The sequence below is a fragment of the Wolbachia endosymbiont (group A) of Trypoxylon clavicerum genome, from assembly GCF_947251665.1.
Classification (GTDB): Bacteria; Pseudomonadota; Alphaproteobacteria; order Rickettsiales; family Anaplasmataceae; genus Wolbachia; species Wolbachia pipientis.
Genome location: NZ_OX366374.1, coordinates 375,251 through 390,755 on the forward strand (window position 1 = coordinate 375,251; position 15,505 = coordinate 390,755).

At 34.5% G+C, this 15,505-nt stretch carries 15 protein-coding genes; 4 read left to right on the forward strand and 11 right to left on the reverse strand.

The window, feature by feature from the left end; all coding sequences use genetic code 11:
• Nucleotides 1-36 precede the first annotated feature (36 nt).
• Nucleotides 37-1,956, reverse strand: coding sequence for a TomO hydrophobic C-terminal domain-containing protein (locus tag OPR60_RS01920; RefSeq protein ID WP_265039865.1), 1,920 nt, complete (start codon nt 1,954-1,956; stop codon nt 37-39).
• A gap of 66 nt (nt 1,957-2,022) precedes the next feature.
• On the opposite strand from OPR60_RS01920, the gene OPR60_RS01925 reads away from it, so the two are divergent.
• Entirely contained in the window at nt 2,023-2,775 is a 753-nt protein-coding gene (locus OPR60_RS01925) for an IS5 family transposase (RefSeq protein WP_265039632.1), read from the forward strand.
• 70 nt (nt 2,776-2,845) lie between these two features.
• Here OPR60_RS01925 and OPR60_RS01930 read toward each other — a convergent pair whose 3' ends face one another.
• The 8 genes from OPR60_RS01930 to trmD all read right to left on the reverse strand — a co-directional run bounded on the left by OPR60_RS01930 (nt 2,846) and on the right by trmD (nt 11,613).
• On the reverse strand, nt 2,846-4,150 hold the full coding sequence (locus OPR60_RS01930; RefSeq protein ID WP_265039867.1) for an ankyrin repeat domain-containing protein: 1,305 nt from the start codon (nt 4,148-4,150) through the stop codon (nt 2,846-2,848).
• A gap of 138 nt (nt 4,151-4,288) precedes the next feature.
• Entirely contained in the window at nt 4,289-6,739 is a 2,451-nt protein-coding gene (gene topA, locus OPR60_RS01935; protein WP_065094633.1) for a type I DNA topoisomerase, read from the reverse strand.
• A gap of 87 nt (nt 6,740-6,826) precedes the next feature.
• Nucleotides 6,827-7,150, reverse strand: coding sequence for a TomO hydrophobic C-terminal domain-containing protein (locus OPR60_RS01940; protein WP_265039869.1), 324 nt, complete (start codon nt 7,148-7,150; stop codon nt 6,827-6,829).
• Nucleotides 7,138-7,890 (reverse strand): IS5 family transposase, encoded by a 753-nt coding sequence (locus tag OPR60_RS01945; protein WP_265039632.1) that lies wholly within the window; start codon nt 7,888-7,890, stop codon nt 7,138-7,140. The genes OPR60_RS01940 and OPR60_RS01945 overlap by 13 nt, the downstream gene beginning before the upstream one ends.
• 375 nt (nt 7,891-8,265) lie before the next feature.
• Nucleotides 8,266-9,063, reverse strand: a complete 798-nt coding sequence (locus OPR60_RS01950; RefSeq protein WP_265039871.1) for a phosphoribosylformylglycinamidine synthase subunit PurQ — start codon at nt 9,061-9,063, stop codon at nt 8,266-8,268.
• Nucleotides 9,064-9,069: 6 nt separating this feature from the next.
• On the reverse strand, nt 9,070-10,320 hold the full coding sequence (gene pstA, locus OPR60_RS01955; protein WP_065094835.1) for a phosphate ABC transporter permease PstA: 1,251 nt from the start codon (nt 10,318-10,320) through the stop codon (nt 9,070-9,072).
• Between the two features lie 221 nt (nt 10,321-10,541).
• Nucleotides 10,542-10,919 carry a 50S ribosomal protein L19 gene (gene rplS, locus OPR60_RS01960; protein WP_006279489.1) on the reverse strand — a complete coding sequence of 126 codons (378 nt, stop codon included), beginning with the start codon at nt 10,917-10,919 and terminating at the stop codon, nt 10,542-10,544.
• The gene (gene trmD, locus OPR60_RS01965) at nt 10,903-11,613 is read right to left on the reverse strand and encodes a tRNA (guanosine(37)-N1)-methyltransferase TrmD (RefSeq protein WP_065094837.1); all 711 of its coding nucleotides are present in this window, start codon (nt 11,611-11,613) and stop codon (nt 10,903-10,905) included. The genes rplS and trmD overlap by 17 nt, the downstream gene beginning before the upstream one ends.
• 74 nt (nt 11,614-11,687) lie before the next feature.
• Between trmD and purC the strand changes: the two genes are divergently transcribed.
• Nucleotides 11,688-12,410 (forward strand): phosphoribosylaminoimidazolesuccinocarboxamide synthase, encoded by a 723-nt coding sequence (gene purC, locus OPR60_RS01970; RefSeq protein WP_265039874.1) that lies wholly within the window; start codon nt 11,688-11,690, stop codon nt 12,408-12,410.
• On the opposite strand, the gene purM is transcribed toward purC, so the two are convergent.
• Entirely contained in the window at nt 12,407-13,444 is a 1,038-nt protein-coding gene (purM, locus tag OPR60_RS01975) for a phosphoribosylformylglycinamidine cyclo-ligase (protein ID WP_065094838.1), read from the reverse strand. The genes purC and purM overlap by 4 nt on opposite strands.
• Before the next feature lie 133 nt (nt 13,445-13,577).
• Here purM and OPR60_RS01980 point away from each other — a divergent pair, with 133 nt between their 5' ends.
• Both OPR60_RS01980 and OPR60_RS01985 read left to right on the forward strand, forming a co-directional pair.
• Nucleotides 13,578-13,871, forward strand: coding sequence for a hypothetical protein (locus OPR60_RS01980; RefSeq protein ID WP_065094839.1), 294 nt, complete (start codon nt 13,578-13,580; stop codon nt 13,869-13,871).
• A 14-nt stretch (nt 13,872-13,885) separates the two neighbouring features.
• Entirely contained in the window at nt 13,886-14,230 is a 345-nt protein-coding gene (locus OPR60_RS01985) for a hypothetical protein (protein ID WP_233395610.1), read from the forward strand.
• 71 nt (nt 14,231-14,301) lie between these two features.
• Here OPR60_RS01985 and OPR60_RS01990 read toward each other — a convergent pair whose 3' ends face one another.
• The gene (locus OPR60_RS01990) at nt 14,302-15,120 is read right to left on the reverse strand and encodes a transporter associated domain-containing protein (RefSeq protein WP_007549273.1); all 819 of its coding nucleotides are present in this window, start codon (nt 15,118-15,120) and stop codon (nt 14,302-14,304) included.
• Nucleotides 15,121-15,505 lie beyond the last annotated feature (385 nt).

The following is a 15,505-nucleotide window of genomic DNA, read 5'->3' on the forward strand; positions in this document are numbered from 1 at the left end:
CTTTTGGGGGGTAAAACAATATATTTTTCCAAACAGTTATAAACTAGGAACCATAAAAACAGCTTCATGATTAGCCATTTTAAAAGTTTGATCAAGTTCAATATTCCTAAGCGTCGTACTTGCCTTATACGAACAATAACATCCCAATGTAAGGAAAGTTAATGCAGTCAAAGCAAGTGCAATAGATATTCCTAAATGAGACATTGTTAAACTTGTACCAACAGCAAATGCTCCAGATAATATAAGAGAAGCAGAGGCATAAATTATTTGCTTTCTACCATGAGCGCTTGCTTCTGAGAATTGAGATTTTACTGCTTTGAACTGCTCAGGAGGTTGACTTGGGCTGCTAGCCCTTCTACTATAACCTTGCTTTATATTGATTAGGCCCTCTTGTGTAATGTTTGCTAATATCAATTCGTTAACGGCTCTCCCCAATTCATCAATCCTTTGTGTCAGTCCTTGCTCACTCTCTAATTTCCAGGAACACTCATCACTGGATTGAGTAATTTCTCCAAATCTACTTACGTTCTCTGTTCTTTCTTTGGATACGTTGAACAGCTTATTCTCCAGTATACTATTTCTATTTAGAAGATCTTTTTTTTCTTCCACAAACTGAAGTTTTTCTTCGGTCAATCGAAGATTTGCTTGTTTCAGAAAACAATTAATTTCTTCTTTTATTTTTAATGCTACTTTAAGTTCATGAATTTCTTGTAACAAATCTTTAGAGTTGCCTTTAGACTCATTTTTGTGGCAAGCCCTACTACTATCACATAACACTTCTTCTATAATGCTCAGGCTGTCAAAACCTTCCTGATCAGTTGAATCCTTATCTGTGAGGATTCTGTTACCCTTTTTAGTAGGAGTGCTCGTATAAATCCGATCCTCATTGAGGTTAGCCGATATTCCTGTGTCGTTGAATATACTCTCAATAATCGAGCTATCCGAAATCGCATCTCTATTCCCAAATGTCTCATTATTGCTAGAAGCAACTTGCTCTTGCCTCTGACACACAGAAATTTCTGTTGGACTAGTAACACTCTCTTGAGCATTTTTACTGCTTCCACTAGTAAAGCAGTGCTTATTCATTACCTTTTCAACATTCTCCATAAGTTCTCCTCTTTCAATTACAATATGAGATTCGTTTTTTTCGTAGTTAATTTTGTCATATAATTGTTCACATTCTTTGTAGGATAATATTGGTTGTAGCGTCTTCTTCTTTACTTCTTCATCGTAGAAAGCTCTCAGCTTATCATTTGATAATATTGCTATAGCTTCTTTTACATCAGGATGCAATTGAGAATGCCCATTTTTGCATGAATTAACACGGTTCAGTAGAAAAATCTTAACAGAGTGTTGCTTGTATTCCCTAAGCTTCTCTAATGTAATCCCCATAACTTTTTCTTGTGATTCTATGTATCTCAGAGCGTCTTCAAAGTCTTGCCTGTTAGAGGTGAGAGGTTGAGCTTTTTTAAATTTTTTAATCTCACTCTCTTTTGGGTGCACAACATCAACTTCAATAACAGGACTAACACTTGCAGAGTCAATTGCATTTAACACAATACCGCGATCATCTTGATTTTTTAGGAAAGCTTTTAGCTGTTTTTTAAAGTTCAATAAATTACTTAATTTATCTTCATTAGTTTTAGATTTTTTGATTTGATCATAAACGTTTCTGGCTGCTTGGTTGTTCTCTTTATCAGTCCTTATTTTACTTTCTAACTTACCAAGGAGTTTGCTCAGTGGTTTTTTAAGTTTCTTATAATCGTTAACAAGCAGTTCTCTTATCCGTCTTTCAAAATCTCCTTTTCCTTTGAATCTCAAAACAGTATATAGATCATCTTCAGCCCTCTGCTGATCGGATTTTGTATTTACAACCATAACCTTACCTAACACTAACAGATACTGCTGAACAGAACTTAAGGGCGAAGTTAAAACCCACTTAGGCTCTGTGGACAAAAAATATGAAAAGAGAGAAAAAGATGGTAGTTTAGCCTAATAGGTAAAAAATGGAGAAACTACCATATGCAATATTACATCAAAGAGGAAAATTGGAAACAAATTTTAGAGTTCATAAAAAGCGTAAAAGGAATGCACAGCAAAGATGAAAAACGTTTAAGAATATTCATAGAGGCAGTGTGGTACATAGTGCGAAGTGGTTGCCAATGGAGACTTTTACCAAAAACTTATGGTAATTACAGGAGTATACATAAGCGATTTAAAAGATGGTGTGAAAGAGATGTCTGGAAAAAATTGCTTGAATATACTAAACAAGAGCCTGATTTAGAAGTTGCTATAATCGACGGTACGATCATCCGAGCCCATCCATGTTCATCTGGATATACAAAAAACTCCAAGGATCAAGAAGCTTTAGGGAGGAGCAAAGGTGGCTTTACAACTAAAATACATGCGCTTGTCGATGCACTTGGAAATCCACTTAAATTTACTCTGACTCCTGGTCAAAGAAATGAAATTACGCAGGCACAAGTGTTGACCGAAAGTATCTATAACTCTACTGTAGTAGCTGACAAGGGCTACGATAGCAATGCCTTTGTTACAAGTCTTGAAGACAAGGGATGTACAGTAGTTATTCCGCCAAAACGGAATCGAAAAGTGCAAAGGTATTACGATGAGCATATCTACAAAGAACGTCATTTGATTGAGTGTTTTTTTGGTAAAATTAAAAATTTTAGGCGCATTTTTTCCAGATTTGATAAAACTGCTGAGGTTTTTATTGGTTTTCTCAATTTTGTTGGAGCTCTTGTATGGCTTCTCTAAAATTTTGTCCACAGAGCCTAGCAAATTAAATAACCTGAAGTACATCTATTGACTAATACATCAATCCATATTACTTTCCACAAAAAACAGAAGTGGGCGTTGAAAGACAGCTAACCATAACATCAGAAAGGCATCTAGCTGGTGGATTTTTAAGTAAACCTATTATTTTTTTATTTTCAGTAAAAGAAGATGGTTTTCTACCATTATTATCCTTTATATTAGCTTTGGCTCCTGCCTTCAGAAGAAATTCAACCATATCAGCATTATTAGTAGAAGTGGCATGGTGTAATGCAGTTCTACCCAGATTATTCTGGATATTAATGTTAGCACCTTTTTCCAAAAGAAGTTTTACTATACTAGTCATACCTCTTAAGGAAGCCATGTGTAACATGGCTTCCTTATTATCGTTTTTAGCATTAACATCAGCACCATCGTTAAGACACCGTAACACCTGATCATAATTATCCTCAATAACCAACTCAATAATTTGTTTATTTCTAAGTAAAGTAATTATTTCTTCATTGTCAGTAAAGAAAAGTGGTGTTCTATCAAAGCTATCTTTCGCATTAACTTTGGCTCCTGCCTCCAGAAGAAATTTAGTCATATCAGCATTATTAGCAGAAGCAGCATGATGTAATGCAGTTTTACCTAGATTACCCCGGGTATTGATTTTAGCACCTTTCTTTAAAAGAATTTCTGCTGTAGCACGGTGACCATAATAAGAAGCATAGTGTAATGCAGTTTCATCTTGATTATCCCGGGTATCGATTTTAGCACCTCTCTCTAAAAGAAGTTTTACTACACTAGCCACACCTTTGAAGGAAGCAATGTGTAATGGGGTTTGACTACTATCGTTTTGAGCATTAATATTAACACCACCATTAAGACATTGTAACACCTGATAGTAATCACCACACTCAATAAATCGCATTAACTTTAGAAAGCTTACCGCCTCATTAATACCTCTTTTTTCATTATCCAGTAACTCATAATAATATTCATTGAAGCATTCCCATAACTTATCCTCTATTGCTCGTCTTATTTCCTCATCTAGATAAAGAGCTTTTACAGGCCTTTTGGTACATGGGTCTGTTGCGTTATCCCCTTCTTTTTCCCACCACTTAAAAATCTCATGGTACTCAAACACATTTTGCGACTTTGAATCATCATCATATATTATTCTAACAGGCTCTAATATTAGTTCTCCTGTTATCGGGCAAAGCAGACCACTTTCTTCAAAGCAATTATTACCTTTTTCAATCGCCTTCTCAATATACTTACCTATTAAACGCTCATAGTCTGCTAATTCATCATTGTTCTTACTATATTTCTCAAAAATTTTATATAAATCATAATGTTCAATGTTATTTAACATAATTTTACTTCGCAAATTATAAAAAGGCTAATGTATGTACTAAAAATAGAACTTACAAGTGTTTTTTTCAATTATAAGATACAATACCTCAACTTATTTTATTTATAAAAAAGTTATAAATATATACCTTTTAAGTATTTACTTCTTACCCTTAATCAGCTCTAAAGCCTTCTTCAAATCTATGCTTTCAATATCTGCACTCTTGCCCAAAGCAACGTTTGTTTTACCGCATTTTATATAGAATCCGTACCTACCGTTGCAGATAAAAACTTCTTTTCCTTTTTCATTAAGCCCGAGAGATTTTAACTCTTTGCGTGGACTGTTTGCAATAATTTGTACAGCTTCGCTCAATTCTGTATTCAGCACCTCTTTGGAGCTTTTCTTAAGAGAAAAGTATCTACCATCATAGAAAATATAGTACCCAAATCGTCCAAGGCCTATTTTTACTTCCTTTCCGGTTTCAGGGTGTTCTCCGATTACTTTCGGCAAGGAAAGTAACTGAGTAGCGGTGCTCAGATCAATCTCATTAACATTTATATCTTTTGGTATGGAAACCGTTTTTTTCTTTTTTAACTCGTTATTAAACTCCAGATAAAGTCCAAAAGGACCCTTTTTGATCATCACTTCTTGGTTTGTTATATCATCTATACCTAAACTTTTTGGATATTCTGAATTGTCGTTACTGCCCGTAATTTCTTTTGTATGGCTGCATTCAGGATAGTTAGAACATCCAAGGAACACTCCTGTTCGCCCAAAGTTCAATTTCAATATGCCATCAGAGCAAATAGGACATTTCGTATTCACCTCTTTTCTTCCTTCTTCTGAACAAAACCAATCGATTACCAAATCGTGAATACCGCTGAAAACTTCATCATGCGTCATTTGCTTAACAGAGTTTACATGACCAAAAAATGGCACCCAAAAGTGGCCTAATTCTTTTTTCCAATCTGCATGTCCATTTGAAATTAAATCAAGCTTTTCTTCCATTTGTGCTGTGAAATCATACTCTACACAACGCTGAAAAAAAGTTTCTAAAAATATAGTAACGATTTTACCACGACTGCTTGGAATAAACCTTTTGCTATCCAATGAAACGTACTCACGATCTTGTAATACCGAAATAATTGTTGCATAAGTTGATGGTCGACCTATACCGATTTCTTCCATTTTTTTAACGATACTTGCTTCACTATAACGAGGTGGCGGTTGAGTGAAATGCTGTTTTGGCTCAACTGAAATCAGCTTACACGCTTCCCCTTCCTTCATGGCAGGTAGCAGGCCTTCATTTTCGGCTTCTATATTATCTTGGTAGACTCTATAAAAACCATCAAAGAATATACTCGACCCACTTGCTCGCAGAATCACTTTCTGATCAGTAGAGCTAATTTCAACTACCACTTGATCAAGAATCGCCGACTCCATTTGACTTACAATGGTCCTTTTCCAGATTAAATCATACAATTTAAATTGCTCTGGCGTTAAGTAATCCTTAATACTACCCGGCGTTCTATTGATATCAGTTGGACGAATTGCTTCATGTGCTTCTTGAGCATTTTTGACCTTTTTTACATATTTACGAGGGGACTGCGGTAAATATTTATCACCATATAATGACTTAATTGACCCTCTAATTGAGTTTATAGCCTCATCTGCAATATGAAACCCATCTGTACGCATGTAAGTTATCAACCCTACAGTTTCACCACCAATATCGATACCTTCGTATAAATTTTGCGCTACTCGCATAACATTTTTCACGTTAAAATACAGCTTATTTACTGCATCTTGCTGAAGACTTGAAGTAATAAACGGAGGAAGCGGGTTTCTCTTAACTTGCTTGCGTTCTACTGTGCTTACAGCATATTGCCTTGATTCAATCTCCCTGACTAAGTTCTTTGCTTCTTCTTCATTCTTAATATCAAATTTTTCTAGCTTTTTATTGTCATAGTGGCTTAGCATAGCAAAAAAAGCCTCATCTTTGCTATTTTGCATTTCTGCCTTTATGCTCCAATACTCCTGTGTTATAAATTTACTAATTTCATCTTCTCGTTCGCATATAATCTTTAATGCAACAGACTGCACTCGCCCTGCAGACTTGCTCCCCGACAATTTTGTCCACAGCAGTGGTGACAAGCTAAATCCAACTAGATAATCCAAAGCTCTACGTGCTTGTTGTGCACGCACTAAATCCATATTTATTTCACGTGGATTCTTTATTGCTTCTTGAACTGCTCTCTTTGTTATCTCATTAAAGACTACTCTATGAATGTTGCTTTTATCATTGATTGCTTTCTTTTCTTTTAATGTCTCTATCACATGCCAAGCCATTGCTTCCCCTTCTCTGTCTGGGTCTGTTGCAAGATATATATCTGATGTTTTGCTTGCGGCTTTTACTAACTCTTTTATATACTTTTCTGCTTTTTCAATGGTTTCATACTTTATAGCAAAATCATTATCCGGATCGACAGAACCGTTTTTTGCTGGAAGATCCCTCACATGTCCAAAGGATGCAGCTACTTTGAACTCTTTACTCAAATATTTACCTATTGTCTTTGCTTTCGCAGGTGATTCAACTATTAATAATGCCATATTGTTAATTATTTTAGTACTTACAGATAATATGTTGAGAAATATACGATGAAAAGTAAAAAAATATTTTAATAGGTCTTGTGAATTTTACACAATGGGTTGTGGAACCTTTTCAGAAAACCCTTGGACATTGCTATTTTCAAGTGAATTTGAAGGCTTATTACAGTAATATACGATTGCAGCAGCAACAAGACAACAAATTGCTCCAACTGCTATTCCCACTGCTAACATTTCCAAATGAACTGCAATAGTTATTCCTAAAGCAACTCCAGCCACTGCCAGTGCAGAAGCAGCCACACCAGGCAGTTTACTTCTCTTTTCACTTCGTGAACTTGGTTGTATATTATTGTTCTGGATGTCATTTTCTTGATCTGAAACTAGGCTCTGTGGACAAAATTTTAGAGAAGCCATACAAGAGCTCCAACAAAATTGAGAAAACCAATAAAAACCTCAGCAGTTTTATCAAATCTGGAAAAAATGCGCCTAAAATTTTTAATTTTACCAAAAAAACACTCAATCAAATGACGTTCTTTGTAGATATGCTCATCGTAATACCTTTGCACTTTTCGATTCCGTTTTGGCGGAATAACTACTGTACATCCCTTGTCTTCAAGACTTGTAACAAAGGCATTGCTATCGTAGCCCTTGTCAGCTACTACAGTAGAGTTATAGATACTTTCGGTCAACACTTGTGCCTGCGTAATTTCATTTCTTTGACCAGGAGTCAGAGTAAATTTAAGTGGATTTCCAAGTGCATCGACAAGCGCATGTATTTTAGTTGTAAAGCCACCTTTGCTCCTCCCTAAAGCTTCTTGATCCTTGGAGTTTTTTGTATATCCAGATGAACATGGATGGGCTCGGATGATCGTACCGTCGATTATAGCAACTTCTAAATCAGGCTCTTGTTTAGTATATTCAAGCAATTTTTTCCAGACATCTCTTTCACACCATCTTTTAAATCGCTTATGTATACTCCTGTAATTACCATAAGTTTTTGGTAAAAGTCTCCATTGGCAACCACTTCGCACTATGTACCACACTGCCTCTATGAATATTCTTAAACGTTTTTCATCTTTGCTGTGCATTCCTTTTACGCTTTTTATGAACTCTAAAATTTGTTTCCAATTTTCCTCTTTGATGTAATATTGCATATGGTAGTTTCTCCATTTTTTACCTATTAGGCTAAACTACCATCTTTTTCTCTCTTTTCATATTTTTTGTCCACAGAGCCTAGTTGTCACTCTCTAATCCTGCAAATTGGCGTGCTATACTGTCTTAAACGCTTTATAAGCGCGTTTCAGCTTATATAGGTAAAAACCCAGAAATGTTGTGAAGACGTAGGGTGCGCATAGTGCAAAAAATTAAAAATAAGACGCCAATTACGTAATACTGTTGTCGTTTAATCTACACAGATTGAAGATAAATGAATACCTTCAGTTTCATGATAAGAGGGCTGGCAAAGGGTGTCAAGTAAGTTTTTATAATATCAGAGGATAATTTCGACCATAAACCCCTATCAATAAATTTTAACAAAAATACTTCAGTGCATTTTCAAATATAAGCATTCCATCGCCATATTTTGGCACAGCAACACCTAAACGCTTGCTCTTTTCTTTTTCAAGGGGCCAATTATCTTGCTGGGTAAAAAATATTCCCCTTTCTGGATGGGGCATTAAAGCTAGCACTCTTCCACTTTTATCTGATAAAGCTGCTAGGTCGTATGTAGATCCATTCGGATTGTAAGGAAATTGTAGGTTAGCATAGTTGCCATTTTTATCAATGTAACGTAATGCAGTGGAATTGCTCTCAATCAATTGGTTCAAAATATCTTGATCCATAAAAAATTTGCCTTCCCCATGAGCAATAGGGAGATATAGTTCACTCAGGCCCCGTAGCCAAACAGAATTACTCTGCGGATTAACTCTCACTCTAATCCAGCGGCATTGGTAATTGCCTATATCATTATGGATTAAAGCTAGATTAGAGAACTCTGGAATTAATTTTACTAATATTTGACAACCATTACATATTCCTATAATCAGCTTGTCCTGAGATAAAAACTCTTGAAACTCATCCAACAAGTTGTTTTTAATACGTAAAGCAAACGCATTACCAGCATCAGTGTCATCACCATAGGAAAAACCCCCTGGAATTGCAAGTATATTGCTTAATTTCAGTTCACCTGGATTATCTATGATATCGTTAATGTGAACGATTTTTACTTCAATATTACCAATACCAAGTTTTCTGCTGCATTCCATAAATGCAAATGCAGTTTCTTTTTCGCAATTTAAGCCATAACCAGATAGGACTGTGATTTTCATGAATTGCTAAAAATTAAAAAATTCGAATTTCCTTTTTACAAAATTTGCTACTAAATTTAACGCAAATAACACCAATAATAAAGCTATAATTGCGATAGCAGCAAGTTCAACAAATGCAATTTCAGGATTGCTTGACCATATGTATATTTGCACAGGTAGAACAGTTGCCGGATCGAAAAAGGACGTAGGTGTATCAGCAATAAATGCCACCATACCCATCATAAGTAAAGGAGAAGATTCACCTAAAATCCTTGCAATTGCAAGCACAGTACCATGTATTATTCTTGGTAACGCAATCGGTAAAGAGTGATCTAATATCACCTTGATGTGAGGTGCACCGAGCGCAAACGCTGCATCTTTTATCGTAATAGGAACATTCGCAAAGGCATTTTTTGTTGCAATTATAATATTAGGTAACATCATAAATGAAAGAGTCATTCCACCAACAAGTGGTGAAGAGCGTGGTAGCCCAAATATGCCAAGATAGAGAGTTAAGCCCACTACACCAAATATTATTGAAGGCACTGCAGCAAGATTATTCATGCTAATTTCTACAATATTAGTCATTAGCCTATTTTTAGGCATAAATTCGTAAAGACAGATGCCCGACATAATTCCTATTGGTAATGCTAATGCTAGGCACACTATAATTGTCATTAATGAACCGATAAATGCCCCTAAAATCCCTGCATTCTCAGGTTCACGAGAGTCAGATTTAAGGAATAAAGACTTATTAAAAAATTTTTTCACTCTCCTCTTTTCTTTTAGCCAATCAAGTAATTTAGCATAACGATCATTCAAATGTTTATCTTTATTTATTGAATTAATTATACTTGACGCGGTAAACCAGATCTCATATTCACCACTATCTTTTACTTTCTTACGAAAAAATTCCTCTAGTTCTTTGTAAGAATTACGACTTAAAATTTCGTCACCGTCTTTAAAATCAGTTCCTCCAAACACCTTACGTAAAGAATCGTTGAGTAAGCCAATGGACTTATACCGCAAATCACTAGGATTACTCGCCAAAGTAAGATCAGCATTTATTTCAACTGGCAATAAAATTTTCGTTACTGTTAAGGCACTGTAAGAGTTAACTAATATACTCAACAATATACACACAGGACAGCCAAGTGAGATAACTAGTGCCGTGAAAGAACAAAAGCGTAGCGCTCTGTTCTTTTTATTTTTCCTTTTTATACGAGCATGTACACGCCTTGACTGAAGTAATTTAAGGAATTTTTTCTTTATACTCATTTACTTTTCTTTACACGAGGATTTGAAAAAACTTTCCCCTTTTTTGTCATGCAAGTAGCTGACACTGGGATCCAGCAGGCTTTGCCTGCAAATAATTTTTACACTTTCCATGAAAGCACAAACCAAAAGGAGAATAATGAATGCTGGATCCCAGTGTCGGAGCACTGGGATGACAAGAGAGAGTTCTGAGATGACACAATTGACATCACTCCCTATTGTATCTACTTAGATTTCTTTTTAACATAAGTAGTACGCTCTTTGATCCTTGCAGCTTTTCCAAATAGTTTGCACAGATAATACAGTTTTGCTCTACGAACCTTTCCTTTTCTTGTCACTTGCACTGAAACCAGTGCAGGAGAATAAACAAAAAACTGAGACACTATACTTTCTCCATGGCTCACTTTTCTGACTGCAAAAGAAGAATGTAACCCGCGGTTCCTTTTTGATATACATACACCTTCAAATATCTGTATACGTTCACTTGTACCGTCAACTACTTTAAAAGTGACCTTCAAATCATCGCCAGGACGAAATTCTGGTATTTCTTTAGCTAACACTTGCATTTGCTGTTCGTTAAATTTTTTAAGTAAATTTGTCATTTATCTCTCCATTCAATAATTCAGGCCTACGCTTTTTTGTTATAACATGAGACTGCTTCTGCCTCCAATCACTTATTTTTTTGTGATTGCCAGATAACAAAACCTCAGGTACTTTATATCCCTTCCACTGCTCAGGTCTAGTATATTGAGGATATTCAAGTACACCACCACCATAATTAAAACTTTCTTCAGTAATACTATCGGTATTATTTACTACACCTGGAAGAAGTCTAATGCACGCATCAAGAACCACCATTGCAGCTGGCTCACCTCCTGAAAGTATATAATCTCCAATACTTAACTCATAAGGAGTATACGCATCAATTATCCTTTGGTCAATACCTTCAAATCGACCACACAATATTGTTATATGAGGAAACTCTAATAATTCTCTGGCAATATTCTGATTAAACTTAGTTCCAGATGGAGTCATGTAAATAAACTTAGTGTTTTTATGAACAGAGAGCATACTATCTACTGCATCACCAACTACATCAGAACGCATAACCATTCCTGCTCCACCTCCATATGGAACATCATCCACAGTTGAATGTTTATCTTTCGCAAAAGAACGAATATTTATTACTTCAAGGTTCCATATTTCTTTTTCTAACGCTTTTCCGGCAAGAGAATAGTTCAAAAACCCGGGGAACATTTCTGGAAATATGGTTAATATTGTAACATTGAATGCCATTAAGGTTTATTTTAAGTTATTTGGGGCTATACTCTAAGAACAGTAAATTGATATAATATATAGTTAAATTAAGCATGTCACTGAATAAAACGATATACGAAGGTAAAGCGAAAGCCATTATTGAAACTGAAGACTCATCAACTGTTATACAGCACTTTAAAGATGATGTTACAGCATTCAATAAGGAAAAATATGAAATTATTGAGAGCAAAGGAATAATTAATAATCATGTTAGTGCTTTTATCATGGAAAAGCTTGAGAAAGCAGGAATTAGCACACACTTTATAAAAACTCTGAATGAAAGAGAGCAGCTAGTCAAAAAACTCAAAATCATACCTCTTGAAGTAGTAGTAAGGAACGTTGCAGCTGGCAGCTTTTGCAAACGTTTTAATATCAAAGAAGGTGAGAGGCTTGCATCTCCTATAATCGAGTTTTTTTACAAAAATGATGACCTAGCCGACCCAATGGTAAATGAAAATCACATACTGTATTTTGATTGGCTATCTAGCAAAGAAATGGATGAAGTAAAAACTACAACTTTAAAGATCAACGAAATCCTAATTGATTTATTCTCAAATGCAAGCATAGATCTAGTTGACCTTAAATTGGAATTTGGCAGATTGATAAATGACAGTACTAAAATCATTTTAGCCGATGAAATCAGCCCTGATAACTGCAGGTTATGGGATAAAAATACTTATAAAAAGCTAGATAAAGACGTCTTTCGTTTGAATTTAGGCAACTTGAAAAAAGCATACTTAGAAGTTGCGGAAAGATTGTCAGTAGAGTTAGGTTAACTAAATACTACTCTATCAAGTGGAGGGTTACATGCCTCATCAAGTTTTCCAATAATTTCAATTTTTTCTCCACGTTTTTGGAAATGATTTTTCACGTTTTGCATATTCTCAGAACTTACGATCAATACCATACCAATACCACAATTAAATGTTTTTAGCATTTCTTTCTTCTCTATTTTACCCTCCTTTGTTAGCCATAAAAATATATCTGGCCATTTCCAGGAATTAATGTCTATGTTTGCAAATAAGTTTTTTGGAAGAATTCGCGGAATATTGTCTACCAAACCACCACCCGTGATGTGCGCAATACCTTTTACTTGTGACATGATAGGCAGCAAAGAATTAACATATATTTTTGTTGGTTCAAGTAGTATTTCACTCCAAGATTTATTATTCCATAGAGATGTATCGTTATAATTTATATCTAAGCTTTTGAAAACATGGCGCACTAAAGAAAACCCATTTGAGTGAATTCCACTTGACTCTAAGCCAACTATATAATCACCTGCTTTCATCATACTACAGTTTGGAAGAATTTGCTTTCGATCAACTACACCAACCACAAACCCTGCAAGGTCATAGTGATTATTACCATACATTCCAGGCATTTCTGCAGTTTCCCCACCAACCAATGCTATTTTAGCTTGCTTGCACCCCTTTGCAATGCCTTGGACCACAGATAATAAAACGTCCTTGCTCAAAACACCTGTTGCAAAGTAATCAAGGAAAAATAAAGGCGTTGCTCCTTGTGCAAGTAAGTCATTTACACACATTGCAACTAAATCTATACCTATAGTATCATGTTTATTCACTTCTTGAGCTATCAACAGTTTCGTACCTACTCCATCAGTTGAGGAAACGAGTACTGGATGGTCATACTTCTTACTTAGTGCAGCAAAATCAAATAACGCAGAAAATGAACCTATTTCGCTGATTACTTCTTCTCTAGTAGTTTCTTGAGCAATAGGCTTGACTTCTTTTATTAACTTATTATATAGTTCAATATCTATTCCTGATCTAGTATAAGTATTCATAATCCTTTTATAAATTTTAAAATTGTTAATACTATATTAATGCCTTGATATAAAAAGTGCAACGAAACTTTCTCTTAATTGACTATTATATACTTACCAATATAGGGTAACTTAAATCATTTATAATTATCCAATGAACGAAAATACCAAAAACATACTATTAATAACGGAACTGCTATCAGGACGGCTGCTTCATGACTTTGCTAACTCTATGAATGGAATAACGTTTGGCGTAGAAGAGCTTGAAGTAATAGATAAGAATGATGCTGATACGCAGAAGGAAGCGTTGTTGTTTCTTAAAGAAAGCTCCGATGATTTAATATATAAACATAAAGTTATGAAGCAGGCATATTCTTCTTCAATGGATAATTATAGCTTTGATAAGACCAAATCTAATATCGAAAATTATTTATTAAAAAAAAAGTAAAGCTTACGTGGAAAATAGACGCATACTCTGCAAAAAACAAGGAAGATTTAATTGAAAAGATAAATAAGATAATTTCTAATATGGTGCTAACTATAGCCAGTGCAGTGGCGGAAGTTGAACTAGTATCTGTTTTACTGAGTCAAACAGAAGATAAAATGCTATTAACTATAAAAATTCTAAATGAACACAAACCAATAAGCAAATCATTAGTAGACAAATTAATCAAAAAAAATGACACTAATTTAAATACAAAAGATATTAATATCTATATGACCTCTTTATTATTAGAGTACTATAACACTGAAATGCATTATACTTGCGAAAATAATTTGCTGGAAATAGGTTTAACTATAACTTGAGTTGCATATTTGGTTATTACAACTTTTTCTTCGTGTCAAGGCAAGGCATTCCCCGATAAAGGGTACCAAATCTAATTTTTGTAATCACTTAAGTCTAGTACTATTTTATTAATGTAGCGCTCATTTGCATCTTTGATGATAAACTTCATACCATTTTTATATTTAATGACTTCATCTACAGAAGGCACTTTACCAGCAATCGAAAGAATCAAACCACCAAGTGTAACATAGTCTTCTTCAGGGTCACGTAATTCTATTTTTAGATCCTCTTCTATATCTTTTATAAGAGCCCTTGCTGATACTTCAAACTTATTTTGAGACAATTCAGTAATGGTATATTCTGAATTTATTTCGTTTTCACTATCAATGTTTGGTATTAGTTCCTCTATAAGATCAGTCATTGAAATTAAACCATCAGTTCCACCATATTCATCCAATACGATAGCTAAGCATGATTTAGAAGAGTTCATCCTAACAAAAAGATTAGTTGTCTTCATCGAGGGTGGAACAAATATTACGCTTTGTATAATATGTTTCAGATTAAAATTTTTATCCCTATTAAAAATAACATCTTTTACATAAAAAAAGCCTATTACGTTATCAAAGTTATTTTTATAAATTGGTATTTTAGTGTGGCAAGTGTTTTTTATCTTCTTTATTATTTCACGCTCGCTTGACTCAATGTCTACTGCGCATATCTCTGTACGTGGAGTCATTATATCCATTATACCACAATCGCGGAATTTTAATAGACCATTAAATATATTAAGGTCTGGCAGATCTTTCATTAATGCCTCAGTCGCACACTTTTTCAACACAGAAGCTTTTTTGAAAAGGAAGAGAAAAATTCTATATGCTATTTTTTCTACTAAGGTTCTTTTTTTACTCAATTTATTCCCTGTAATGGCAAAAACGTTTTCAGATTAGATTTATCAAGAAAACTGTTATTAAATGTTTAATAAGCATGTGAATAATGTCAAATTAATTTGTGAATTATTTGTTGATATAAAATACCAACAATTGATCAACAACTTTTTCAACAACATATACATAGTTGTGTAACAATGCATGATGGCAAAGTATTTTCCATAAAAGAAAATTACTAACACTCTAAACACCTTACTTATACACATAAATCATAACAGAAAATCAATAATATACGAAAGTTACTCACATATTTATCCACAAGTTGAACAACGCCAATTTTTACTGAATTTTAAGTTAGTAACAAGTTATTGATAGAACTATTATTACTGCTATACTTTAATATACAAA

What these genes read in the sequence shown, in the direction of transcription:
- OPR60_RS01925 (WP_265039632.1), top strand. Translation starts at nt 2,023, where the DNA reads ATGCAATATTACATCAAAGAGGAAAATTGGAAACAAATTTTAGAGTTC.
- OPR60_RS01930 (WP_265039867.1), bottom strand. Translation starts at nt 4,150, where the DNA reads ATGTTAAATAACATTGAACATTATGATTTATATAAAATTTTTGAGAAA.
- topA (WP_065094633.1), bottom strand. Translation starts at nt 6,739, where the DNA reads ATGGCATTATTAATAGTTGAATCACCTGCGAAAGCAAAGACAATAGGT.
- OPR60_RS01940 (WP_265039869.1), bottom strand. Translation starts at nt 7,150, where the DNA reads ATGGCTTCTCTAAAATTTTGTCCACAGAGCCTAGTTTCAGATCAAGAA.
- OPR60_RS01945 (WP_265039632.1), bottom strand. Translation starts at nt 7,890, where the DNA reads ATGCAATATTACATCAAAGAGGAAAATTGGAAACAAATTTTAGAGTTC.
- OPR60_RS01950 (WP_265039871.1), bottom strand. Translation starts at nt 9,063, where the DNA reads ATGAAAATCACAGTCCTATCTGGTTATGGCTTAAATTGCGAAAAAGAA.
- pstA (WP_065094835.1), bottom strand. Translation starts at nt 10,320, where the DNA reads ATGAGTATAAAGAAAAAATTCCTTAAATTACTTCAGTCAAGGCGTGTA.
- rplS (WP_006279489.1), bottom strand. Translation starts at nt 10,919, where the DNA reads ATGACAAATTTACTTAAAAAATTTAACGAACAGCAAATGCAAGTGTTA.
- trmD (WP_065094837.1), bottom strand. Translation starts at nt 11,613, where the DNA reads ATGGCATTCAATGTTACAATATTAACCATATTTCCAGAAATGTTCCCC.
- purC (WP_265039874.1), top strand. Translation starts at nt 11,688, where the DNA reads ATGTCACTGAATAAAACGATATACGAAGGTAAAGCGAAAGCCATTATT.
- purM (WP_065094838.1), bottom strand. Translation starts at nt 13,444, where the DNA reads ATGAATACTTATACTAGATCAGGAATAGATATTGAACTATATAATAAG.
- OPR60_RS01980 (WP_065094839.1), top strand. Translation starts at nt 13,578, where the DNA reads ATGAACGAAAATACCAAAAACATACTATTAATAACGGAACTGCTATCA.